Source organism: Microbacterium schleiferi (assembly GCF_038150145.1).
Classification (GTDB): Bacteria; Actinomycetota; Actinomycetes; order Actinomycetales; family Microbacteriaceae; genus Microbacterium; species Microbacterium schleiferi_B.
Genome location: NZ_JBBWSA010000001.1, coordinates 208987 through 232367, shown reverse-complemented (window position 1 = coordinate 232367; position 23381 = coordinate 208987). Strand labels below are relative to the sequence as shown.

Annotated in this window: 23 protein-coding genes; 12 read left to right on the top strand and 11 right to left on the bottom strand. The window is 65.1% G+C overall.

Going from position 1 to position 23381, the window contains the following annotated elements:
* The first annotated feature begins 2 nt into the window (after window positions 1-2).
* From AADH62_RS01010 to AADH62_RS00970, 9 genes are all read left to right on the top strand, one after another.
* The gene (locus AADH62_RS01010) at window positions 3-1130 is read left to right on the top strand and encodes a glycosyltransferase family 1 protein (protein ID WP_341577871.1); all 1128 of its coding nucleotides are present in this window, start codon (window positions 3-5) and stop codon (window positions 1128-1130) included.
* Window positions 1127-2353 carry a hypothetical protein gene (locus tag AADH62_RS01005; RefSeq protein WP_341577870.1) on the top strand — a complete coding sequence of 409 codons (1227 nt, stop codon included), beginning with the start codon at window positions 1127-1129 and terminating at the stop codon, window positions 2351-2353. The genes AADH62_RS01010 and AADH62_RS01005 overlap by 4 nt, the downstream gene beginning before the upstream one ends.
* Window positions 2354-2390: 37 nt before the next feature.
* Window positions 2391-3449, top strand: coding sequence for a glycosyltransferase family 1 protein (locus tag AADH62_RS01000; RefSeq protein WP_341577869.1), 1059 nt, complete (start codon window positions 2391-2393; stop codon window positions 3447-3449).
* A gap of 24 nt (window positions 3450-3473) precedes the next feature.
* Window positions 3474-4361: a glycosyltransferase family 2 protein gene (locus tag AADH62_RS00995; protein ID WP_341577868.1), complete on the top strand. Its 888-nt coding sequence runs from the start codon at window positions 3474-3476 to the stop codon at window positions 4359-4361.
* Between the two features lie 31 nt (window positions 4362-4392).
* Entirely contained in the window at window positions 4393-5334 is a 942-nt protein-coding gene (locus AADH62_RS00990) for a UDP-glucuronic acid decarboxylase family protein (RefSeq protein ID WP_341577867.1), read from the top strand.
* A 23-nt stretch (window positions 5335-5357) separates the two neighbouring features.
* Entirely contained in the window at window positions 5358-6230 is an 873-nt protein-coding gene (gene rfbA / locus AADH62_RS00985; RefSeq protein WP_341577866.1) for a glucose-1-phosphate thymidylyltransferase RfbA, read from the top strand.
* Complete coding sequence (rfbB, locus tag AADH62_RS00980; RefSeq protein WP_341577865.1) at window positions 6230-7231, top strand: dTDP-glucose 4,6-dehydratase; 1002 nt, start codon at window positions 6230-6232, stop codon at window positions 7229-7231. The genes rfbA and rfbB overlap by 1 nt, the downstream gene beginning before the upstream one ends.
* On the top strand, window positions 7231-8643 hold the full coding sequence (locus AADH62_RS00975; protein WP_341577864.1) for a bifunctional dTDP-4-dehydrorhamnose 3,5-epimerase family protein/NAD(P)-dependent oxidoreductase: 1413 nt from the start codon (window positions 7231-7233) through the stop codon (window positions 8641-8643). The genes rfbB and AADH62_RS00975 overlap by 1 nt, the downstream gene beginning before the upstream one ends.
* 92 nt (window positions 8644-8735) lie before the next feature.
* Complete coding sequence (locus tag AADH62_RS00970; protein ID WP_341577863.1) at window positions 8736-9644, top strand: glycosyltransferase family A protein; 909 nt, start codon at window positions 8736-8738, stop codon at window positions 9642-9644.
* A 23-nt stretch (window positions 9645-9667) separates the two neighbouring features.
* Here the strand turns inward: AADH62_RS00970 and AADH62_RS00965 are convergent, their stop codons facing one another.
* The 8 genes from AADH62_RS00965 to AADH62_RS00930 form a co-directional block, all read right to left on the bottom strand.
* Window positions 9668-10420 carry an ABC transporter ATP-binding protein gene (locus AADH62_RS00965; RefSeq protein ID WP_341577862.1) on the bottom strand — a complete coding sequence of 251 codons (753 nt, stop codon included), beginning with the start codon at window positions 10418-10420 and terminating at the stop codon, window positions 9668-9670.
* Window positions 10420-11301, bottom strand: a complete 882-nt coding sequence (locus AADH62_RS00960; RefSeq protein ID WP_341577861.1) for an ABC transporter permease — start codon at window positions 11299-11301, stop codon at window positions 10420-10422. Before AADH62_RS00960 ends, AADH62_RS00965 begins: the two co-directional genes overlap by 1 nt.
* A 61-nt stretch (window positions 11302-11362) precedes the next feature.
* Window positions 11363-13621 (bottom strand): hypothetical protein, encoded by a 2259-nt coding sequence (locus AADH62_RS00955; RefSeq protein ID WP_341577860.1) that lies wholly within the window; start codon window positions 13619-13621, stop codon window positions 11363-11365.
* Window positions 13622-13806: 185 nt separating this feature from the next.
* Window positions 13807-14892 carry a glycosyltransferase gene (locus tag AADH62_RS00950; RefSeq protein WP_341577859.1) on the bottom strand — a complete coding sequence of 362 codons (1086 nt, stop codon included), beginning with the start codon at window positions 14890-14892 and terminating at the stop codon, window positions 13807-13809.
* 31 nt (window positions 14893-14923) lie between these two features.
* Window positions 14924-16393 (bottom strand): LCP family protein, encoded by a 1470-nt coding sequence (locus AADH62_RS00945; RefSeq protein ID WP_341577858.1) that lies wholly within the window; start codon window positions 16391-16393, stop codon window positions 14924-14926.
* A complete protein-coding gene (gene purE / locus AADH62_RS00940) occupies window positions 16390-16857 on the bottom strand; it encodes a 5-(carboxyamino)imidazole ribonucleotide mutase (RefSeq protein ID WP_341578014.1) in 468 nt (155 codons plus the stop codon). Before purE ends, AADH62_RS00945 begins: the two co-directional genes overlap by 4 nt.
* Window positions 16858-16968: 111 nt before the next feature.
* Window positions 16969-17391, bottom strand: a complete 423-nt coding sequence (locus tag AADH62_RS00935) for a TA system VapC family ribonuclease toxin (protein ID WP_341577857.1) — start codon at window positions 17389-17391, stop codon at window positions 16969-16971.
* Entirely contained in the window at window positions 17388-17636 is a 249-nt protein-coding gene (locus AADH62_RS00930; protein WP_341577856.1) for a CopG family transcriptional regulator, read from the bottom strand. Before AADH62_RS00930 ends, AADH62_RS00935 begins: the two co-directional genes overlap by 4 nt.
* A 73-nt stretch (window positions 17637-17709) precedes the next feature.
* Between AADH62_RS00930 and AADH62_RS00925 the strand changes: the two genes are divergently transcribed.
* Window positions 17710-18555 (top strand): nitroreductase family protein, encoded by an 846-nt coding sequence (locus tag AADH62_RS00925; protein ID WP_341577855.1) that lies wholly within the window; start codon window positions 17710-17712, stop codon window positions 18553-18555.
* Between the two features lie 27 nt (window positions 18556-18582).
* Here the strand turns inward: AADH62_RS00925 and AADH62_RS00920 are convergent, their stop codons facing one another.
* Genes AADH62_RS00920 through AADH62_RS00910 form a run of 3 tightly spaced genes read right to left on the bottom strand, consistent with a single transcriptional unit; the run spans window position 18583 to window position 21184 of the window.
* Window positions 18583-19860 carry a 5-(carboxyamino)imidazole ribonucleotide synthase gene (locus tag AADH62_RS00920; RefSeq protein WP_425355634.1) on the bottom strand — a complete coding sequence of 426 codons (1278 nt, stop codon included), beginning with the start codon at window positions 19858-19860 and terminating at the stop codon, window positions 18583-18585.
* Window positions 19799-20374, bottom strand: coding sequence for a PH domain-containing protein (locus tag AADH62_RS00915; protein ID WP_341577854.1), 576 nt, complete (start codon window positions 20372-20374; stop codon window positions 19799-19801). Before AADH62_RS00915 ends, AADH62_RS00920 begins: the two co-directional genes overlap by 62 nt.
* An 18-nt stretch (window positions 20375-20392) precedes the next feature.
* Window positions 20393-21184: a biotin--[acetyl-CoA-carboxylase] ligase gene (locus AADH62_RS00910; RefSeq protein WP_341577853.1), complete on the bottom strand. Its 792-nt coding sequence runs from the start codon at window positions 21182-21184 to the stop codon at window positions 20393-20395.
* Window positions 21185-21310: 126 nt separating this feature from the next.
* On the opposite strand from AADH62_RS00910, the gene AADH62_RS00905 reads away from it, so the two are divergent.
* Window positions 21311-22900 carry an acyl-CoA carboxylase subunit beta gene (locus AADH62_RS00905; protein ID WP_341577852.1) on the top strand — a complete coding sequence of 530 codons (1590 nt, stop codon included), beginning with the start codon at window positions 21311-21313 and terminating at the stop codon, window positions 22898-22900.
* A 48-nt stretch (window positions 22901-22948) separates the two neighbouring features.
* Entirely contained in the window at window positions 22949-23146 is a 198-nt protein-coding gene (locus tag AADH62_RS00900) for an acyl-CoA carboxylase epsilon subunit (protein WP_300592312.1), read from the top strand.
* The last annotated feature ends 235 nt before the right edge of the window (window positions 23147-23381 follow it).

The following is a 23381-nucleotide window of genomic DNA, read 5'->3' as shown; positions in this document are numbered from 1 at the left end:
GCATGCGCATCGTCGTCGATCTGCTCGGCTTCACGGGTTCACGAGGCGGCACTGAGACATACGCACGCGAACTCCTCACCCGGCTGCCCACGCTGCTGCCCGAAGTCGAGTTCGCCGCGATCACAGGACGAGCGGGCACCGCCATCGTCTCGGGCTTCCTCGTGGGGCCGGTGCACACGCTCGAGGATGTCGGCCCGAGCCCGAGCAGCTGGGCGAGAGCGGCGGTGACAACGACGGATCGGATGGCACGGAAGCTCGGCGCCGACCTCCTCTGGGCTCCCCAGAACTTCGGCCCCATCCGCCAGGGTGTACCGCGCGTGGTTACGGTACACGACGCGATCTACAACGATGTCCCCGGCGGCAGCGTCTTTGAGCGTGCACAGCGCGCCGCCACCTCGTGGCTCATGACACGCTCGGCTCGCACGGCGGACCTCGTACTCACGGTCTCGCACACGGCGGCATCCAGCATTCAGACGCGCCTGGGAGTCCCGGAGCGACGCATTCGTGTCGTCCACAACGGCAGTGCCCCGCCGCATCCCGCACCCTCGCCCTGGTCGCATCTGAGTGAGCTCGGGATCGAGCCGGGGCGGCCCATCCTGCTGAGCGCCGGCAACCGACTCCCTCACAAGAACTTCGTGGGACTACTCGCCGCGCTCGCGGAGCTGCCCGCACACGAGCGACCGCTGACAGTGATCGCGGGTGGGGGTGAGTCGGACCCGCTCGCATCGATGGTGGTCGAGCGCGGACTCGTCGGCGATGTCGTCCTGCCGGGCTGGGTCAACGCCGAACAACTGGAAGCACTCTTCGGCGTTGCCGACCTCTACGTCTGTCCCTCCCTCGCCGAGGGGTTCGGGTTGCCGGTGCTCGACGCCCTCCGCCGGGGCGTGCGCGTCGTCGCCAATGACATCCCCGTGCTCAGGGAAGTCGGCGCGGACTATGTGGCCTACGCGGACGCGAGCAGTCCTCCCGGCCTCGCCGCAGCCATCGCGGATGCCCTGCGTTCACCAATCGGGCAGGCTGACCGGAAAGCGGCGATGTCGTGGGCCGAGACGTTCACGTGGGAGCGCAGTGCCGAACGCACCGCCGAGGTCCTCCGCGACGCGCTCGAGATCGCGAGACGACCCTCATGACGCCTCAGCCACTCGGGAGCCGCTTGATCGGTTTCCTCGCGATTCCGGCCATCGCGGCGGCCTCCCCTCTGATCGTGCTTCCTTTCGTCTCTCGCAACGCCGGACCCGCGGGCTGGGCCAGCGCCATTGCGGGCGAATCGGTCGGGACCCTTGCAGCCATCGCAATCGGCTACGGGTGGGCATCCATCGGGCCCGCCATGGTCTCGGTTGCGGGCGAAGACAGCCGACGAGCCCGTATCTACCGCGACTCGATCGTCGTCCGCCTCCTCCTGGCCGTGATCGTGCTGCCCGTGCTCGCCGTCGTGTGCTGGTTCGTCGCCTCGCCCGGCTTCGAGTGGCTGAGCGTGCTCATGGGCACGCAAGGCGCGCTTATCGCGCTGTCGTTCACGTGGTACTGTGCGGGCGTCGGAGACCCTCGCACGATCATCGTCTTCGATGCGGTGCCGCGCCTGGTCGCGACCGTCGCTGCCGCAGGGGCGATCGCCGCCACAGGCATCGTCGAGCTCTACCCTATTGCGGGCATCCTGGTGACCCTCGGTGGCACGACGCTGTTCACGTGGCGCCTGCTCCGGCGCAATCCCGGGCCGTGGCCGACGGCACGCGAGATTCCGGGGTTGATGCGCAAGGGCGCACCAGTCGCACTCAACGACGCCGCGCTCAGCGGGTACTCGAGCCTGCCTGCTCCTCTCGTGAACGTCACCTCCCCACCGATCGCCGCTGCCGGTTTCGCGTCGGCGGAGAAGATGCTCAAGCTCGGGCAGTTCCTCCCGATGACGCTCGCAAACGCTTTCCAGAGCTGGGTCGCAGAAACCGACGGCGTGGGTCGCCGGAGACGAATTCTCCTGGCGATGGCGGCCCTCATCACGGGTGGCCTTGCCGGTTGGGCGGGGCTGGCGGTTCTAGGGCCCTGGGCCAGCACGGTGCTCTTCGGCGAGGAGGCGTCGTCGAGCATCGGCATTCTGTTCACGATGGGTCTGGTGTTCGCATTCTTCTCATTCCGAACCGGGCTGACCCGTCTCGTCCTCTTCCCCGCAGGGCTGGCGACGCCGGTCATGCGCGCGACGCTCATCGCTACCGCGCTCGGCACCCCCCTCATGATCGGGCTCGGACTGGCGTGGGGGCCGATCGGCGCCGCGATCGGATACGCCGTGACCGAGGGTATGGCGGCTGCTCTCCTGATCCCCCGTAGTCTGCACGTCCTACGCGCCCTCGCGACCGCATGAGCCATGGAGCGCGACGGCTCGAAGCTAGGCTGATGCGGTGACCATCGCGATCAACGGGCGCTTTCTGCTGAACTCCTTCGGAGGCGTCCGCCGCTTTGCCACCGAGCTGACTGTGCGGCTGGCACGAGAACGGGACGATGTCGTGCTGCTGCTACCCGCGGGCGGCGCGGACCTCGGGATCCCCGATGTGCCGTACGAGGTCGTGGGGCGCTTCGGGGGCCCGGTCTGGGAGCAGGTCGAACTGCCCTCGTGGCTGCGCAGACATGGGCACCCCGTACTGCTGAACTTCGCGAACATCGCACCCGTCTTCTACCGTCGCCAGATCACCGTCCTGCACGACATCGCTCCCGCCCTGCGCCCGGGCGACTTCTCCCTTCTCTTTCGCATCCAGTGGCAGCTGTCGACCCGTCTCGGCGCGCTCCGCCGGGGCCGCGGCGTCGTGACGGTGAGCGAACAGTCCCGGGCCGAGATCTGCAGCTATTTCCGACTCCCGCGCGACCGTGTCGACGTCGTCTACAACGGGGCCGATAGCTTCGCTGCCCCCGCGGGCGCTGACGTGGCGGACCGGACACCTGTCGCGCTGGTGTTCGGCCGGCATGGCGCGGCCAAGAACGTCCGCCGTGTCGTGGATGCCGCGGCAGCTCTGCCCGATGGATCTCCGCTGCGCGTCCGTGTGGTCGGACAACTCGATCCGGCCCTCGAGCCGTACGCGCGCGATGTCGGCATCCCCGCGAAGCGCCTGGCCTGGGTGGGCCCCGTCACCGACGAGGAGTTGGCAAGGGAGTACAGCAGGGCCCGCGTGTTCGTCTGGCCCTCGCTGCACGAAGGGTTCGGTATCCCTCCGCTGGAAGCCCAGGCTCTGGGAACGCCCGTGATCGCGTCCGACATCCCCATCAACAGGGAGATTCTCGGCGACTCTGCCCTCTACTTCGCGCCGCACGATGCCGCGGCCCTCGCAAATCTGCTCCGCGCCGTCACCGACGACGACGCACTGCATACCGAGTTGGCCGCAGCCGGGCGGCGCAATGCCTCCCGGTTCACGTGGGCCGAGACAACGCGGCACTGGAACACGATGCTCTCGCGCGACAGTGCGTGACGCGGCGGACGAGAGAAGGACAGCATGAAGCCATCGTTCGGCCTGGTCGTGACGACCCTCGGGCGCCTGGACGCACTGCGGGCCCTGCTCGCCTCGCTCGACGGCCAGCTGGCATCCGACGATCACATCATCCTGGTCGCCCAGGGCAACCAGGATGCCGTCGCCGCGCTCGCCGCCGAGTTCGCCGCCGCCGGGCTGCCGGTGACCGCGACCACCTCGGGTCGCGGTGCGTCCCGAGGCCGCAACGCCGGGGTCGCCGCGCTCCCGTCAGGAGAACGCATCCTGACCTTCCCCAACGACAACACCCTCTACCCCGAGGGGACGCTCGCACGCCTCCGGGAAGCGGTCTCAGCGGAGAGCTTCGTGGTGGGCGGGTTCACATCGTGGGACGAGCGAGGACCCAAGACGACCCTCCCCGACCCGGGCACCCCGCTCGACATCTTCAACGTGTGGAATGTCATCGAGATGGGCATCCTCATGAAGAGGTCGCTTTTCAACGAGGTCGGCGGGTTCGACGAGAGCATTGGTCCCGGCGCCGAGACCCCGTGGCAGGTCGCGGAGGGAACAGATCTGCTGCTGCGGGTGATGCAGACCCGCCCTGCCGTCGTCGACTCCTTCGTGTGGGTCGACCGCGCTGTGCACGTGAATGGCATCTCCACTGCCTACGGGCTCACGGACGTCGAACGCCGCCGCAAGCTGCGAGCATATGGCCGCGGGACGGGCAGGGCGGTGAGCGTCCACCGCTACCCGCTGTGGTGGCGCGCCGCCTTCGTCGGAGCCGGACTGCTCTACGGCATCCGCAATCCGAAACCGGTGCGGGTCAGCGACGGCTGGCCCATGTTCGTCGGACGTCTCGAAGGCGCGCTCGGCCGCACCTTCGGGCAGCGGACGATGGTCTCCACCACCCGCTGAGCACCCAATGACCCGGTGCTAGGCTGTGGCAGTGTCATCGAGAGTTCTCATCACCGGTGGCGCAGGCTTCATCGGATCCCATCTCTGCGAGCGGCTGCTCGACGAGGGTCACGAGGTCATCTGCGTCGACAACTTCTTCACTGGCAGCCGCCGCAATGTCGAGCATCTGTTCCCCAACCCGCGGTTCGAGGTCATTCGCCACGACGTGACGTTCCCGCTGTACCTTGAGGTCGACCAGATCTACAACCTGGCCTGCCCTGCCTCCCCCGTGCACTACCAGCACGATCCCGTGCAAACGACCAAGACCAGTGTGATGGGCGCGATCAACATGCTGGGTCTTGCCAAGCGGTTGCGTGTGCCGATCCTCCAGGCCTCGACCTCGGAGGTCTACGGGGACCCGGCGGTGCACCCGCAGACCGAGGACTACTGGGGCAACGTCAATCCGATCGGCCCGCGTTCCTGCTATGACGAGGGCAAGCGCGCAGCCGAGACACTGTTCTTCGACTACCGCCGTCAGCACGACCTCGACATCAAGGTCATCCGCATCTTCAACACCTACGGGCCAAGGATGCACCCCAACGACGGCCGCGTCGTCTCGAACTTCGTCGTGCAGGCGCTGCGCGGCGAGCCCATCACGATCTACGGCGACGGCTCGCAGACGCGATCGTTCTGCTACGTGGACGACCTCGTCGATGGCATGGTGCGCCTTATGAATACGGGTCACGAAGTGACGGGGCCGATCAACGTTGGAAACCCCGGGGAGTTCACCATGCTCGAGCTCGCTCAGGCAGTTCTCAACATCACCGGCAGCGGGTCGGTGATCGAACACCGAGAGCTTCCGCAGGACGACCCAAAACAACGCCAACCTGACATCGATCTTGCGCGTCGAGAACTCGGATGGGAGCCGACCGTGGAGTTGCACGCCGGGCTGGTCAAGACCGTGGAGTACTTCCGGCGAGCTCTTGGCGGCTGATCTCGACGTGTCAGGATAGACCTGTGAAGGGTATTGTTCTGGCCGGCGGCTCGGGGACTCGGCTGCATCCGGTGACACTCGGAGTCTCCAAACAGTTGGCGCCGGTGTATGACAAGCCAATGGTGTACTACCCGTTGTCGACGCTGATGCTCGCGGGCATCAGTGAGATTCTGGTAGTCACGACCCCGCACGACGCGACGTCATTCCAGCGTCTCTTGGGCGATGGATCGCAGTTCGGCATATCGATCGAGTTTGCGGTGCAGCCATCCCCGGGCGGACTGGCGCAGGCGTTCACGATCGGCGCAGACTTCATCGGCGATGACAAGGTCGCGCTGGTGCTCGGCGACAACCTTCTGTATGGGCCGGGTCTGGGCACTCAGCTGAAACGGTACGCGCAGGTCGACGGTGGGGCAGTCTTCGCCTATTGGGTGGCGGAGCCCAGCGCCTACGGCGTGGTGGAATTCGATGACGCAGGGCGGGCGGTGTCGCTCGAGGAGAAGCCAACTCAGCCGACATCGAACTATGCGGTTCCGGGGTTGTATTTCTATGACAACGATGTGGTGGAGATCGCTCGCGGCCTGTGTCCATCTGCTCGTGGGGAGTACGAGATCACCGATGTGAACCTCGCCTACCTGGAGGCTGGCAAGCTGCAGGTAGAGGTCCTTCCCCGCGGCACGGCGTGGCTCGATACCGGAACGTTCGACGACATGTTGGACGCTGCCGAGTACGTGCGCACGATCGAGCGGCGCACCGGCATGAAGATTGGAGCGCCCGAGGAGATCGCATGGCGGCAGGGTCTCCTCACCGATGAACAGTTCGCCGAGCGCGGGCACGCGTTGAAGAAGTCCGGGTACGGTGCGTACCTTCTCGATCTGCTTGAGAGGGAGGGACGCTAATGGCACGCACGCTTCTGGTGACTGGTGGCGCTGGGTTTATCGGGTCGAACTTCGTGCACCACGTCATCGAGCACACGGATGACAACGTCGTCGTGCTCGACAAGCTGACGTATGCGGGTAACCGTGCCTCGCTTGCGGGTCTGCCCGAGGATCGGGTGCGGCTGGTTGTGGGTGATATCGCGGATGCTGCGGTGGTTGATCCTCTGGTGGCGGACGCTGACGCTGTCGTTCACTACGCGGCGGAGTCTCACAACGACAACTCGTTGCATGACCCGCGCCCTTTCCTCGACACGAACATCATCGGGACTTACACGCTGCTCGAAGCCGCACGGAAGTACGGCACGCGGTTCCACCACATCTCCACTGATGAGGTGTACGGGGATTTGGAGCTCGATGACCCGGAACGGTTCACCGAGCACACCCCGTATAACCCGTCGAGCCCGTACTCGTCCACCAAGGCCGGCAGCGACCTTCTCGTGCGCGCGTGGGTACGCAGCTTCGGCGTGCAGGCCACGATCTCCAACTGCTCCAACAACTACGGGCCCTACCAGCATGTGGAGAAGTTCATTCCGCGGCAGATCACGAACGTGATCCGCGGCATCCGCCCCAAGCTCTACGGTGCTGGCGAGAACGTGCGGGACTGGATCCACGCCGATGATCACTCCTCGGCGGTCCTCACGATCCTCGAAAAGGGTGAGATCGGGCAGACGTACCTGATCGGCGCTGACGGGGAGCGCAACAACAAGACGGTGGTCGAGTTGATCCTCACCCTCATGGGTCAGGCGCCGGATGCGTACGATCACGTCACCGACCGCGCCGGTCATGACCTGCGGTACGCGATCGATTCCACCCGACTGCGCGCCGAGCTGGGGTGGGCCCCGAGGTTCCAGGATTTCGAGGCCGGTCTTGCCGCGACGATCGACTGGTACCGGGCGAACGAGGCGTGGTGGGCACCGTCGAAAGACGGGGTTGAGGCGTTCTACGCCACCAAGGGCCAGTGATGACCGAGTACGGCAAACCGCTGCAGGTGACCGAGACCGGCATCCCGGGGCTGGTGGTGTTCGACCTTCCCGTCCACGGTGACGCGCGAGGCTGGTTCAAGGAGAACTGGCAGCGGGAGAAGATGACCGCTCTGGGTCTTCCCGATTTCGGTCCGGTGCAGAACAACATCTCGTTCAACGACGCGGTCGGCACCACCCGCGGCATCCATGCAGAGCCGTGGGACAAGTGGGTGTCGGTCGCGACCGGGCGGATCTTCGGCGCGTGGGTCGACCTGCGGGAAGGCCCCACGTTCGGGCAGGTGTTCACCACCGAGCTCGACCCGTCGCGCGCGATCTTCGTGCCCCGCGGGGTCGGCAACTCCTACCAAACCCTCGAACCCGACACCGCCTACACCTACCTCGTCAACGACCACTGGTCGCCCACCGCCGAGTACAGCTTCCTGAACCTCGCCGACGAAACCACCGGCATCTCCTGGCCCATCCCCCTCGACCAGGTGCAGATCAGCGAGAAAGATCTGAAGCACCCGCGGTTGGCGGATGTGACACCGATCGGGCCCAAGCGGATCCTCGTTACCGGCGCGAACGGGCAACTCGGCCGCGCCCTGCGCGACCAGTTCGGGGATGCCGCGCACATCGAGTATGCGGCCCGTGACGACCTCGACCTGACCAGCCCCGACCTCGCCAATGCACGCCGGTGGCGGGACTACGGCACCATCATCAACGCCGCCGCCTACACCGCCGTCGACACCGCCGAGACCCCCGACGGGCGCCGCGACGCGTGGGCCGCGAACGTCACCGCCGTCACCTGGTTGGCGCGCATCGCGACCGAGAACGGCCTCACGCTCGTGCACGTCTCGAGCGACTACGTCTACGACGGAACCTCTCCCACCCCTTACACCGAGACCGACCCGGTCAGCCCGCTCGGGGTCTACGGCCAAACCAAGGCGGCAGCCGACGCCATCGTGTCCGCCGTCCCACACCACTACATCATCCGCACCTCGTGGGTCATCGGCGACGGCAAGAACTTCGTCCGCACCATGGCCTCCCTCGCTCAGCGCGGCATCAACCCCACCGTCGTGTCGGACCAGACCGGTCGACTCACTTTCACCACCGACATCGCCGCCGGCATCCAGCACCTCCTCGACACCGGCGCACCCCACGGCACCTACAACCTCACCGGAGCCGGCGAACCCGCATCCTGGGCAGACATCGCCCGCGCCGTCTACCACCTCACCGGCCACGACCCCGCCCGGATCACAGACGTGACTACCGAGCAATACTTCGCCAACGCCACCGACCCCGTCGCACCACGGCCCACCAACAGCACCCTCAACCTCACCAAGATCCAGCGTGCGGGCTACGCGTGCGTGAATCACATCGATGCCCTGAACTCATACCTGGGAGACTCATGAAACACCCATCCGCAGTGACGGCGAGTTGGTCAACGCTCACAGTCCCGCTTCCGGTCGCAAGATCGATCGACTCCTAACTGGATGGGTCGCCAGTGAATAGCCTGCCTCGCGTCAGCGTCGTTGTACGAACGAAGGATCGACCGCGCTTCCTCCGTCGCGCCCTCGACAGCATACTCGCGCAGTCCTTCGTCGACTGGGAAGCGATCATCGTCAACGACGGCGGCGACCAAGTCTCCCTCGACCAGATGATCGCGGCTCTGCCGGAGGCTCAAAGGCCTCGAATTCGCGTTATCTCCAATCCGGTCTCACTCGGGCGCTGGCGTAGCGCGAATGCCGGAGTCCGTGCGGCACATGGGGAATTCCTCGTGCTTCACGACGATGACGACACCTGGCATCCCGACTTTCTTCGCCAGGCCGTCGCCTACCTTGACGCCCACCCCACCCGCGATGGCGTCGTTGCACGCACTGAGATCCTGTGGGAACGGCGGGGCGAGGATGAAGCCTTCCATGTGGACGCACGGGAGGTATTTCAGCCGCGGATCCACGACCTGCTCTTGAGCGACGCGCTGCTCTTTAACCGCTTCGTACCGATCGGCTTTGTCTACCGACGCTCTCTTCACGACGTCATCGGTCTCTACTCAGACGATCTCCCTGTCATTGGCGACTGGGCGTTCAACCTCCAGGTACTCACGCGTGGACCAATCCACTTCCTGGGGAGCGAACCGCTCGCATACTGGCACCAGCGCATCCAGGAGACAGGTACTGACGGGAACAGCGTCATTGAGTCCCGCAGTTCGCACGCGCGCTATGACGCACTCATACGCGACGCTGAACTGCGACGCTACGTGAACGAAAACGGTCTCGGCCTCGTGCTTTACCTTACGAAGTTCATAGATCAGCGGTTCGTGGACGTGGAGAACGGTATCCGAAACGAGATCGTTGCCTCATCGCTGTGGCGCAGGCTTTCCCGCCGCGTCAGGAGGCTTCGACGTTCCCGCTAGACTAGCAGGACACGCTCCGATGTTCAGCCCCGCAACAAAGATACGGCCTCAGCCACCGGTCCATCGAAAATCTTCGCGCCCTTCTCGATGACTATGCCTCGTTCGCAGAGCTGTTGGACCATGTTCATGTCGTGACTCACAACGAGCATCGTCACACCGCTCGCCGTAAGCTCCTTGATCTTCGCCGCACATTTCGCGCGAAACGGACCATCGCCGACAGAGAGAATCTCGTCTACCAACAAGACATCTAGTTCGACGTGAATTGCCACCGAGAAAGCAAGACGCATGAACATACCGGAAGAGTAATGCTTGACTTCCTGATCGATGAAGTCACCTATCTCCGAGAACGCTACGATGTCGTCGAATCTGGCCTCGGTCTCGCTACGCGACATTCCCAGAATCGCCGCATTGAGAAACACATTTTCTCTTCCAGAGAGATCGGGATGAAACCCCGCACCTACCTCGATCAGGCCCGCCACTCGCCCGCGAGTGAAGACTCTTCCAGAGTCCGGCTCCAAGACTCCGGAGATGAGCTTCAATGTTGTCGACTTTCCCGAGCCATTCAACCCGAGAACGGCCACCGCCTCGCCCTCACCGACGTGAAAGCTCACGCCCCTCAATGCCTCGAAGACATCGGCCCGAACACGCTTCCCCTTGATCCAACCGATGAACGCTTCCTTGAAGGAATGCGTATTGCGCCGCATGAATCGTTTGGACACGTCGTCCACGATGATCGCCGGTCGCTCCGACGCGTACATCTCCATAGTGGTCTTCATCAAAGGTCCTGCGCGAATGAACGCTCGAATCGACGGAAGGTAAATTGGCCCAAAACAAGCACGATCAACGTGATTCCCGAAGCGACGATTGCATACGTGACGAAGTGCGGAGGAAGCCCGGGGCTGCTGCTGACTGTTGCCTCCCAGAACCCGTACTGGAACAACTGTACTGCGATCGTGATCGGATTCAACATGTATATGTGAAAGGCCCAGGCGGGGAGTGCAGCCTCGACATATGTCCAGAGATAGAGGATGGGAGAGGTCCAGGTCGAGAACATCCGAATGATTTCTACAACGTTCTGAGCGTCACGAAACCTCACGTTTATACCCGCGAAGAACAACCCGAGCCCGAGCGCAAAGCTCAAGATCAATAGAGCACCCAGCAGAATACCCACGATGCCAAGAAGCGTCGGACTCCAACCGATGATCAAACATATGACGAGGAGAATGGCAAGCTGCGGCAGAAAGTGAATAAATGCGACGATGATCGATGCGACTGGAAATAGCTCACGCGGCAGGTAAATCTTCTTTACGAGCGATCCGTTATCAACGATCGAACTCGTCGCGTTCCCGAAGCCCTCGTTGAAGAGATTGATGACCACAACCCCGGAGAACAGGTACACAGCAAAGTACTCGACGTCATGATGGATTCCGAGAACGATCCCCATCACGAAGTAGTAGACGGCGAACTGCGCCGCTGGCTTGACATACGACCATGTCCATCCCAAGACGGAGTTGCGATACCGGGTTGCGGTGCCCTTACGCACCAGCAAGGTGAGGAGATATCGGCGCCGGAACACATCCAAAACTCCCCGGCCGCGGCCCGGGGTATCGTACTCCGACAAATTGACAACGAAGCGGTCGGCGGTCAATACGGTCACTCCTCCAGGCCCGTCGAACGGCGGACCCCGTTGATTGTATCCGAGCTATCTCGCCGAAGTTTCAGGTCGTCGGCGGTCGAAGCCATGCGAGATATGCAGCGGAAACGGTCTGACCCGTCGGGGCGACCCCGCCATTGAGTTGCGCTGCCTCATCAGCGGAGCTAAGCCGACGGAAGCCACCTGATTCCGCGACAACCCACGAGGTGCCATCGGTCAGGAAGACTCGCCCTGTGACGTCGGAACCACTGAGATCTAGCTTGCCGCAGGTGCCGCTCGACAAGGCGACCACCGGATTTCCTGCCGAATCGCCGGAGGTTACTCGGCTGAGCACGCCACCTGCCGGAGAGAAGAGGGCTCCGTCGCAGCTCACGAAATGGCTGAGCGGGTCGGTACTCTCAGCCAGGCGGCTCATTGTCGCCGAGCTTACAGAGATCGCTGAGGTGCCGAGACCGAGGTTCTGCGCTACGAGCCAGCTCGGCAGATGATGCAGCTGTAGGTCGTCCACGAGGTAGACCGCGGGGGTGCCGGATTGTGCGATGAACGCTCCTGATACCACGCCGAGCTCCAGGACCGGCAGCCGTGCGACGGCGGAAGCCGAGACGCTGATGACACGGGGGGTTGCACCGCCAGCAAGTTGGGCCAGCTTCGACGGATTTTCGACGTGTTGAAAGAGACCATCTACCGCAACATAGACGTGGTAAGAGCCGGCGGGTGCGATGAACAGCGGGCCAGCGGCGGACTCCGACACGGTTAGCTTGGCGCACAGATCATCAGGTAGCGCGACAATCGAAAAACCCGTTGCCGCGTCCGGGGAAATCGGATACAAGACGCCCTCGCCGCCGAAATAGGAACCCCCACGACAGCTGACGAACGACGTGAGACTACCCGACTGTGCGTAGCCCTCCATCGCGGCGTCCTGTAGACCGACGTAGGACACCGCACGCGTGAGTCCGATCTGAGAAGCAGTCTCCCACGAAGGCAAGTAGATCAGCCGACCATCCGAGAGCGGCATCCACACTCGACTGCTGCCTGCGATAGTGATCCACGATCCAGTAGGGAAGATCATTCGTGACTTCGTGAATCGGCTGACCACTGAATCGGGCATTGTTGCGGCGTAAGGCGTCTTTCCGCCATTGGATGCTGCAGCGGTGGCCATGTCTACGTAGGGCTGAAGGCCCCCTTCGACAATCCGATACACGAAACCGCCTGACGCGGCCGACGCAAACTCCGTCATTGTCGAGCCGCTCGGTATGCGGGCGAAATCGTCCCCATCCATGCGAGTCAGAGACGCGCACCACCCTCCTCCCCACGACGAGACGAGACCACACGTAGGGAATCGATGCGTTGCGCCGGCGTCGAGGTAGGCAACAACCCCGCGCGCATTGTCGTGCAAGAAGAGTGTCGCCTTCCCTGCGTCTGTGAAGTGATCAATGAACGACTGATCGACGTTATACGCATCACCGAATGCGCGCTTGTAGGCTGGCCAGACTGAGGGCAGGATGTGATACCTCGCGCCCGCGGAAACGAAGTAGATGGCTCCGCTAACTGAATACAGCACACTATCTGGCGCCTGCGTGGAACCGAACCAGTCGGTGAAGTAGTTGTAGAAGTTGCGGTTTCCGTAACTCGAACAGCTGTCACCGGTACCGTAGCCCGCGCGCAGTGCGGCTGCGTTGGGACGGTAGGGCGTGAAGATATAGAGATTCGCGGTGGCCTGGTTCTCGATGTATACCTGCGACGTACCACAGGCGGCCTTCGGGCTCCAGTAGATCGTGTTGGTGCGGCCAGCCTGGTAGTTGAACGACGTGGGATACACCGTGTAGATCTTCAACTGGCGGGCGGCCCCGTACATCTGGTTGAAGAAGCCGTAGTAATACACATCGCAACCCGCCGTATCAGGGCACCCCTGCCCCATGGCTGCCTGGTAGGCCCACGAGCTCGGAGCCGTCGACGTGACGAGCCCCTGCTCTTTCTGCAGCATCACGATAAGCACCTGCGGGTTGATCCCACACGCCTGCGCAACCTTGTAGATCACGCGAGAAGCACGTTCCGTCCCTCCGCCCGAATAGGCTCCGCACATCGCACTAGCACCGATGGACCGCGTCTGCACGTAGTAGTCCTTGAGACACGTGTACCCTGACCGGCACGAAGAGACCTTCGATGCGAGGAACGACTGGATCTGCGCCTCGGTCATCGTGGCCGAGTTGTAGAAGACCGTGTCACTGATGATGTTGCCGGGGTTGAACTGGCTGAGATCGGCAGTCTTTGCAATCGATGCATCAACAAGAGACGCCGAAACCTCGGAGGCTGACGTCTGCACACCAGCTGCGCTCGGCACGGGGGCGAGACCAACAAGACCGCCCGCGACAACAAGCCCGGAGGCCACCACAGACCAGGCGGCCAGCGCTAGCCGTCGAAGTCGCCGTCGATCCCGGCCTATAAATCGCGCCATGTTACTAGTGTGACGCAAGTATGCTCTCGTGGCGCGGAACGCCGGGCCGGTAACTAGAGATCCGCGTGCAGTTGCCAGACGCGATCGCCGGCTTCGCGCCAGGAAAAGCCCCGGCCACGGTCAGCAGCGAGGGTCGCGGCCCGCGTGTGATCGGTATCCGAGGCTAAGAGTGCCGCAACGGCCGCCGCGAGATCCTCGGGGCCACCATCGACAACGGTTCCACCGTCTCCTACGAGCTCCCGGTTTACAGCGGATGCCGCCGCCACAATGGGCGTTCCCAGTGCGAGCGTCTCGAGTGCTCGCCACCCGTAGGCGGGCGTGACCCGGGGAGCGAGGAACACGGACGCCGCGGCCAGCGCAGATGAGCGATCCGCCGCATCCGTCGCAGAGAGAGCAGTAAAAGAACCGAGCGCAGCCCCCGCATCCGACGGCGCGTCGAGAACAACCACAGGCGCATCCGGAACGTTCCGACCGAGCGCGGCAAGGACCTCTCCCAGCTCGCCTGCCGAAGACCCAGCTGCATCGACAACGACCGCGCCTTCTGGAACCCCCAGCGTGCGCCGACGGCCAATCACGTCGCGCGGTTCAGCGAAACCCTCGGGCGCAGCGCCAGCGATCACCCGGATTCGCCCGCGGAGCTTCGTGCGTTCCGCGAGCTCGTCGGCCATGGCGTGCAGCGGCACGATGACAGCATCCGCGTGCTTTTCGGCGCGCTTGAGCATCGCCCGATGCCACGCGAGGGACGTCTTCGAAACGCGCTCAGGATGGGTCCAGGGCGTGAGGTCCCAGATCGTGACGACGGTCTGCTCGTGATTGTGAACGCGGTCGTGACGCACGAGCGGCGCGAAGAGCGTCGGCGAGTGCAGCATCTCACCGCCAAGGCCGCTGGGGAGGCCCAGGGAGAGCGCGGTCGACAGTTCCCGGCGCGGGATCGGGGAAGACTCGACGCCCGCAAGCCCTTCCAGTGTCCGCACCTCGGCGAGCGCGTCGTCGCCGGCCGCCGGAACAACCGCAGAGACCTCACACCCCCGTGGCGCAGCAGCGATCAGGGCACGCGTCAACTCCCGCGAAGCCATCGCCAGGTCGGGATCGGTTGGCGTGACCAGCTGGTCGAGCACCACGCGCAAAGTCGTCGTCACAGAATGGAGCCTCTTCGTAGAGCCGAACGCATCACGCGGCAGGCGTGGGCGTGGGTGTCGGCGGATGCAGCGCCTGCTGCAGGTAGTTCTGGATGAAGGCAACATCATCGGCCGAAAGTTCTTCGGGGATGATGCCGATGCCGCCCACGCCCGAGGGAGTGAGCTCGATGGTGGTGACCGGCTGCTCCTTGGACTTGAGGGCAAGCTCAGCGAAGTACGGAACCATCGACTGCGGGATGTCGGTCTGCACGATAGCCGTGCCGGCGTCCAGCACCTCGTTAAACCGATTGAGGACGTTCATCGGCGTGAACTGCGCGAGGATCGCCTCCTGCAGCTGGCGCTGGCGCAGCATCCGATCCCAGTCATTCGTGGTGTACCGAGAGCGCGCGTACCACTGCGCCGTGTCACCGTCCATGTGCTGGAACCCCGGCTCGATCCAGCCGGTTGCCCATTCCTCCGCAGGTTGCCCGTCGTACGAAGGCCCGCCGCCCTCGGGAAGCCGCTCGGACACGTCGATATCGACGCCGCCGAGCGCATCGATGAGGGCGGCGAACCCGTGCATGTCGATGAAGACGTAGTACGGGATCTCGATCCCGAGCAGGCCCTCGGCGGCATCCTTGGTCGCCTCGATGCCCGGCGCGGAGCCGTTGGCGGCAGCCTCCGGATACAGCGCGTTGCCGTCGCGGCAGACTTCGACCTCGGTGCGCAGCTGATTGATGCCACTCCCCCACCCGCAGACCGGGTCCGAGTGACCGGTGTGCCCGTTCGGGTAGAGGTCTTGCATGGGCCCCGGCGCGAACGGGACGTTGACCATGTCGCGCGGGATGCCGGTGATCGTCACGGCACCCGTGTCGGCGTTAATCGAGGCGACCGAGATGCTGTCGTACCGCATTGAGTCGCGGCCTTCGCCGCTGTCGGCGCCGAGCAGCAGGATGTTGTAGTAGCCGTCCGACGGTGGCACGGACGGTCCTGACTCGGCGAAGATCGCACCGAACGAATCACGCACGCCTCCGAGCCGGTCGGATGCCCAGACCACGCCGCTGCCGGCGAGAACGAGAGCCCCGACGCCAACGAGTGCAACGGCGAATCGCGTGATCGACCCGGTGCGCACGAGCCGTACGAGACGCAGGGTGTCGATCGTGAGGATGATCCACAGAACCAGGTAGGCGAACAGAAGACCCTGCACGCCGAGCAACACGAACCAGTTCGTCGCGATCGCGACGAAGGCTTGCTGCCAGAGCAACAGCGTGACGATGGAGAGCGCGATCAGCATCCAGCCGAAGAGAGTCGCACCGAGCCCGAACCGACCGAGGCGACGGTTTCCGGCAAGAACCTGCGCCGATCCAGGGATGAGGAAGTTCAGAACCAGCAGCCACCACGCCCGACGCGTCATCATCGGTCGCGACGCCGTGTTGGGATACCGAAGCGGACGGTTCTCGATCACAGGCCGCCGCGCTGATTGCTGCGCTCCGGCCATCCGTGGGGGGCTTGCGACGCTCACAGCGCCTCCTTGAGCCGCCGGTTCTTCTCCTCGACGACGCCCTCGAGTTCGCGCGCGTAGTTCTCGATGGCGTCGGCGTGCGCGGGATCGGCGATTCCCAGCATCCGTACCGCCAAGAGCCCAGCATTGCGGGCGCCGCCGATCGAGACGGTTGCGACCGGGATGCCGGCGGGCATCTGAACGATGCTCAGGAGTGAATCCAGGCCGTCGAGGGTAGCCAGAGGAACGGGAACGCCGATGACCGGAAGTGCGGTGACAGAGGCGAGCATGCCGGGCAGGTGCGCGGCGCCGCCAGCTCCCGCGATGATGACACGGATGCCGCGCCCTCGCGCCTCTCGGCCGTAGGCGACGAGCTTGTCGGGCGTACGGTGGGCAGAGACCACCTCGACCTCGTGGGGCACACCGAAGTCTGTGAGCGCCTGGGACGCATCGCTCATGACCCGCCAGTCGGAGTCTGAACCCATGACGACACCGACGAGCGGGGCGGGGGAACTGTGGAGCGCAGCGGTCACCGGACCAGGCTAGGGTGCATGGCTGGGGATTGCCCGGAACGGCACCCCCGAAGGGAGAATCCGTCAGGAAGGGCGGATCGCGTCGATGCCCTCGAAGCGACCGAAGTCACGATCAAAAGTTGCGACCGGGCACGCGTGGGCACGGGCGACTGCCGCAATGTAGGCATCCGACACAAGGTTTCCGATCGCACCGGAAGCAACGCACATGTCGAGGAACGGCTCGATCCCGTCAGTGAGGCCGGGAACAGACCGGTAGCCCGGAGCCCGGGTGATGGCTTTGGCGTAGGAGGCCGCTTCGGGAAGTGTCAACGGCTTCTCGAAGACTCGACGACTCGTGGCCACTCGTACAAACCCTGACCACACCGCATCGGGGACGAGCACCTCATCCGAAGCCAGACGCTCCACGAGGAAACGTCTGGCCGGCTCATGGTCCGGATGTCGGGTGGCGCTGGCAGCAACCAACACGTTGACATCGACCAGAATCACGGGGATACCGACTCGTCCTCATCGAGCAGGTCGTAGAGCGCTCGATTGGAGCTGACGTCTACCCCCGGCAGCACTCCGCCAGCCTCGAAAGAGGGCAGGTCGACGACAGCCGCGGTCTCTGGCTTCTCGACGAGGTAGGCACGCAGGGCGTCATCCAGAAAGGCGCCGAGGGTGACGCCCCGGTCGGCTGCGCGCTTCTTGGCGCGCGAAAGTAGCGCGTCATCGATGGAAAGCGTGGTGCGCATGATGCCGATTCTAGAGCATCACGCGCATCACCTCTCAGCACTCGGCAAGATAGGAGGCAAGATAGGGGATCTGATGACAGAACAACACGTCAGCATCGCGGACGACATCGATGCTCTGCTGCGCGCCCGGTATGGCGCTGCGGCTCCCGAGCTGACCGAGCCGGCCGCGCTCAACTCGGCAACGCTGGCAGGGCTCTTGCGTCACCACACGGTGCGCAGCTTCACTGACGCGCCGGTGAGCGACGAGGCAATCACCGCGATGGTCGCTGCCGCCCAATCGGCCGCGAGTTCCTCGAACCTGCAGCTGTGGAGCGTCGTCGAGGTTCGGGATGCTGCGACCCGCCGTGCCCTCGTGGGCGAGGTCGGCGCGAGCACCTTCGTTGCTGACGCTCCCGTCATTCTGCTGTTCATCGCAGACTGGGCCCGCGCCTCGGCGATAGCGGCGGCTCAGGGCGCATCGGACGAGGCTGCCGACTACCTTGAATCCACCCTCGTTGCCTTCGTCGACGCTGCGCTCGCCGCGCAGAACGCGGTCATCGCGGCGGAGTCGTTGGGGCTCGGAACCTGCTACCTCGGGTCGGTTCGCAACAACCCTGAGCGCGCTGCCGAGCTGATCGGGCTACCCGCCCGGACGATGGTGGCGTTCGGCCTCGCTGTCGGGTATCCCGATCCCACCGACACCGCAGGGATCAAACCGCGCCTCGCGCCGGGCGTCGTGCACTCCCGCGAGCGCTACACGCCGATCACGGATGCCGACGTCGCCGCCTACGACACCGAGATCGCCGCCTACCACGCGAGCCAGGGACGCCCGACGGGATGGAGTCAGGCCGTCATCCGTCGCGTGAAGGATGCGGCGGGGCTGAACGGTCGCGACCGGATGCGCGCGTGGCTGACCGGACGCGGCCTGCCCTCGAACTAGGCATCCGTCCCGGCGCCCGGTATCGCCTCAGTCCTGGAAGAACGCGGCTGCCGCGCGCGCGTCGTAGACGACGTCGTCGAGGTCCGCGCCGAAGGCGTTCACGTGCCCGACCTTGCGTCCCGGGCGCGGCTGTTTGCCGTAGGTGTGAATACGAGCAGCCGGATGCTGAGCCATCGCCGCAGCGAACCGCTCTGAGAGGCCGCCCTCGCTGGGCCCGCCGAGGATGTTGATCATCACCGACCACGGCGCAACGGGCGACGTATCCCCCAACGGGAGGTCGAGCACGGCACGCAGGTGCTGTTCGAACTGGCTCGTCACGGCACCGTCCTGGCTCCAGTGGCCGCTGTTGTGCGGCCGCATCGCGAGCTCGTTCACGAGGATGCGGTCATCCGCCGTCTCGAACAGCTCGACGGCGAGCATCCCCGTGACACCGAGCCCCTCGGCGATCCGCTCGCCGACTTCGGCAGCTGTCGCGGCGAGGCGAGCACTGGCGCCCGGCGCCGGCGCGAGCACCTCGGCGCACACACCGTCACGCTGGACGGTCTCGACCACGGGATAGGCGCGAACCGCGCCCGACGGCGTGCGGGCCACCTGCTGCGCGAGCTCTCGGGTGAACTCGACGAGTTCTTCGACCAGCAGCGCACCGCCCCCGGCATCCTCGGCGAGCGCCGTGAACCAGTCGGCAGCACCATCCGGCGACGAAACGACCCGCACACCCTTTCCGTCGTACCCGCCTCGAGGCGTCTTCACGACAGCACGACCGCCGTGACTGTCGAGGAAGGCGCCGAGTTCATCGGGGCCGGTGACGGCTGCCCAGTCAGGCTGCGGCATCCCCATCTCTTGCAGCCGCGTGCGCATCAGCAGCTTGTCCTGCGCGTACCGGAGGGCGTCGGGGCCGGGGTGCACTGCCACGCCGGCGTCCACCAACGCGCGCAGGACCTGCTGCGGCACGTGTTCGTGGTCGAAGGTGACGACATCGACTTCACGCGCGAAGGCGAGCACGGTGTCAGCATCTCGGTAGTCACCGACAGCGGATGCCGCGAGAGCCGCCGCCATCCCTTCCTGCTCGGCGAGCACCCGGATCTCGACGCCGAGTTCGACAGCGGGCGCGATCATCATTCGCGCCAACTGTCCGCCGCCGATCACACCGACGCGATAGGTCATAGCAGTCCTCCCGTTCGGATCCATTCTGTCGCGAAGCCGGTGGATCGCTCGCGTCGTTGGCGCCCAGGCCTGGGTCACCTCAGGACTCGGACGGTGCCTGACCGTCGCGGTGGGCGAGGATCTGGTTGACCTCGACCTGATCGATGAGGACTTCGTGGACGAGCGCCACCTGCGGAACACGCGTCATCCTCATCGGTGCGTCGACACCGTTGGAGAGGATGAGCGTGCCGCTGCCGGCGAGGCGCTGCAGCGGGCCCCGGCGCATCTGCACCGAGTACCCGCGAACGTGCGCGAGTTCGCGCCGCCGCGTCACGAACAGCCCGCTGCGCTCGATGACACGTCGCGTCGTGATCGTGTACACGTGCGCGCGCCACGCCAGAAACGGCAGGAACACGAGCACAAAGATGACCACGGCAGCTGCTGCCAGCAGCATCCAGTTCTCGAACGGCGCCGGCAGGTTGTCGTAGAAGTAGCCGGCCGCAGCGGCGACAGCGACGAGCACGATCGCCGACAGGATCAGCGCGGGCCGGCGACCCCGTATCTTCGCGATCAGCAGCTCAGGCGTCGAGACGCCCGGCGCGGGAGCCAGCGGCCGCCCGACAGAGCTCGGCGGCGGGGAGTAGCCCGACGGACCCGTGCCTGAATGCAGCGACATACCCCCATTGTGGGGGTCTCAGCGGACATGGATGACGTCCCCCGCCGCGACCGGCACTGATTCGCCGCCCACCGCGACGACGAGTCGCCCGGCATCGTCGAGCCCGGCGGCGGCACCCTCCAGCATCCGGTCATCGGGCAGCATCACGCGGACCTCGCGCCCGAGGGTCCCGCAGAGCCGCTGAATCTCGGCGCGAACGTCGCCGGCGCCCGCCACGGACACGGCGGCCCGCAGCATCCGGTCGAGAACCCGGAGGTAGTCGGCGAGCAGGCGATCGAGGTCGACGCCTGCTCCGGCGATCGCCAATGACGTGGCAGTGGGCACGGGAAGCTGCTCGGGCGTCATCCGTGTATTGACCCCCGCGCCGACGACGATGGCATCAGGCTCCTCAGGCACCATCTGCGACAGGATGCCGCACACCTTCGCCCCGTCGATCAGAACGTCATTCGGCCACTTCAGCGCCACGCGCGAGCTGTCGTCTGGAACGTCGGCGGCGAACTGGCCCCGAATCGCGAGTGTCATCGCCGCACCGGCGATCAGCGGAACCCAGCCACGCTGGTCGGCCGGCAAATGCGGTACCCGGAGAAGGACCGAGATCGCGAGGGCAGCCCCCGGCGGCGCCGTCCACGTGCGATCCAGGCGCCCCCGGCCGGCCCGCTGGTCGTCGGTCACCAGCACCGACAGGTGCGGGTACGCATCCGGCTGCCGTGCCACGCTCGCCAGAAGGTCGGCGTTCGTGGATCCCGTGTGCGCGAGGACATCCAGTCGGCTAGCGATGGCCGCCGTCCGCGGAAAGTCGACTGCCTGCATCCGTTCACTGTAGGGCCGCCAGGTAGCCGCTGCCGCCCCGTCGCAGCGGGAAAGGCATAACGGATGCCGCGGCGCGTTGTCGCAGGTCTCCAAGGGCTTCCCGCGACACGCCGATAGTGTGGAGGCGTGACCGACGACAACGACCTGTTCACGACGGCCGGCAAAATCGCCGATCTGCGCGCGCGCTACCAGGAGGCTGTCGTCTCCGCCGAGGAATCAGCCCGCGAGAAGCAGCACGCGAAGGGCAAGCTCACCGCCCGCGAGCGCATCGAACTGCTCGTCGATCCCGGCAGCTTCACCGAGCTCGACGAATATGTGCGCCACCGCACGACGGCGTTCGGGATGGACAAATCGCGCCCCTACGGCGACTCCGTGGTCACCGGCACCGGCACGATCCATGGCCGCACGGTAGCGGTCTACGCCCAGGATTTTTCAACCTTCGGCGGTTCGCTGGGCGAAGTAGCCGGCGAGAAGATCCTCAAGGTCATGGAGCTGGCGCTGCGGTGCGGGATGCCGATCATCGGCATCCTGGATTCCGGCGGCGCGCGCATCCAGGAGGGTGTGGTTGCCCTCGGAAAATACGGTGAGATCTTCCGACTCAACACGCGCGCGTCGGGTGTCATCCCGCAGATCTCGATCATCATGGGGCCTGCTGCCGGTGGCGCCGTGTACTCCCCCGCCCTCACCGACTTCGTCATCATGGTCGACAAGACGAGCCAGATGTTCGTGACAGGCCCCGATGTCATCAAGACCGTCACCGGCGAGGACGTCGGGATGGAAGAGCTCGGCGGCGCCTACACGCACAACACCCGGTCGGGAGTTGCGCACTATCTCGCCGAAGACGAGGATGACGCGATCGACTACGTCCGCACGATGCTGGGCTTTCTTCCCGACAACAACCTCGCCGAGATCCCCGAGTACGAGAGTCCGTTCGAGTGGGAAACCACTGATGCCGACCGCACCCTGAATGCGATCATCCCTGACTCCGCCAACCAGCCCTACGACATCCACGACGTCATCAGCCACATCGTCGACGACGGGGATTTCCTCGAGGTGCAGCCGTTGTTCGCCCCGAACATCGTGATCGGCTTCGGCCGGATCGAGGGACGGACGGTCGGCATCATCGCGAACCAGCCCTCTCAGATGGCGGGCACCCTCAACATCGAGGCCGGCGAGAAGGCCAGCCGCTTCGTTCGCTTCTGCGATGCGTTCTCCATTCCGATCGTGACCCTCGTCGATGTTCCGGGATACCTTCCAGGCACCGACCAGGAGTGGACGGGAGTGATCCGCCGTGGCGCCAAGCTGCTCTATGCGTACGCCGAGGCGACAGTGCCTCTCGTGACGGTGATCCTGCGCAAGGCCTACGGCGGCGCGTACATCGTCATGGGATCCAAGCAACTCGGCGCCGACGTCAACCTCGCCTGGCCAACCGCCGAGATCGCGGTCATGGGAGGCCAGGGTGCGGTGAACATCCTGTACCGGGGCGAGCTCAAGAGGGCCAGCGAGACCGGCGAGGATGTCGCCGCCGTGCGAACGCGGCTTGCCAACGAGTACACCTACAACGTGGCATCCCCGTTCCTGGCCGCCGAGCGCGGCGAGCTGGACGGGATCATCGAACCGGCCCAGACGCGCGTGTCGATTGCCAAGGCGCTGCGGTCCCTGCGCGGCAAGCGCGCAAGCCTCCCGCCGAAGAAGCACGGAAATATCCCGCTGTAGGACGCGATGAGTACCCGAGAACCAGCGCCCGAAGAACGCGAGCCCGCCGTGCCAATCAACATCGTGCGCGGCGACGCGACCGCCGAAGAGATCGCGGCAGTCGTCGCCGTCGTGGCTGAGCACTACGTCACCGAGCACGCCGAGGCCGTCGCCGACGAGCCTCAGCGGTCGGCCTGGGCACTCTCGCAGCGGGCGCTGCGGGAGCCGCTTCGGCGCGAACTGGGCTGGAACCGCACGCCCTGTTGACCTCGGCGACAGAATTGGCCTGGTCGCCAAGCAGTCCAATTTTGTCCCCCAAAATACCTACAGACGAATCGTTGCGACTCGGCAAGACTGGAACCGCTGGAACGCAGTAGCGTTCGGCTGAACCGCCGTCACCTCTCGTGTGACGCGGCCCAGGTTCGGCCACGCGGCCGGTTTTCGGGTAACCGTCCGCACCGGTGGGGGTGGACTATCTGTCCACCCTCACCATCTTTTTCGT

What these genes read in the sequence shown, in the direction of transcription:
- AADH62_RS01010 (WP_341577871.1), top strand. Translation starts at nt 3, where the DNA reads ATGCGCATCGTCGTCGATCTGCTCGGCTTCACGGGTTCACGAGGCGGC.
- AADH62_RS01005 (WP_341577870.1), top strand. Translation starts at nt 1,127, where the DNA reads ATGACGCCTCAGCCACTCGGGAGCCGCTTGATCGGTTTCCTCGCGATT.
- AADH62_RS00995 (WP_341577868.1), top strand. Translation starts at nt 3,474, where the DNA reads ATGAAGCCATCGTTCGGCCTGGTCGTGACGACCCTCGGGCGCCTGGAC.
- rfbB (WP_341577865.1), top strand. Translation starts at nt 6,230, where the DNA reads ATGGCACGCACGCTTCTGGTGACTGGTGGCGCTGGGTTTATCGGGTCG.
- AADH62_RS00975 (WP_341577864.1), top strand. Translation starts at nt 7,231, where the DNA reads ATGACCGAGTACGGCAAACCGCTGCAGGTGACCGAGACCGGCATCCCG.
- AADH62_RS00965 (WP_341577862.1), bottom strand. Translation starts at nt 10,420, where the DNA reads ATGAAGACCACTATGGAGATGTACGCGTCGGAGCGACCGGCGATCATC.
- purE (WP_341578014.1), bottom strand. Translation starts at nt 16,857, where the DNA reads ATGGGTTCAGACTCCGACTGGCGGGTCATGAGCGATGCGTCCCAGGCG.
- AADH62_RS00930 (WP_341577856.1), bottom strand. Translation starts at nt 17,636, where the DNA reads ATGCGCACCACGCTTTCCATCGATGACGCGCTACTTTCGCGCGCCAAG.
- AADH62_RS00925 (WP_341577855.1), top strand. Translation starts at nt 17,710, where the DNA reads ATGACAGAACAACACGTCAGCATCGCGGACGACATCGATGCTCTGCTG.
- AADH62_RS00915 (WP_341577854.1), bottom strand. Translation starts at nt 20,374, where the DNA reads ATGTCGCTGCATTCAGGCACGGGTCCGTCGGGCTACTCCCCGCCGCCG.
- AADH62_RS00910 (WP_341577853.1), bottom strand. Translation starts at nt 21,184, where the DNA reads ATGCAGGCAGTCGACTTTCCGCGGACGGCGGCCATCGCTAGCCGACTG.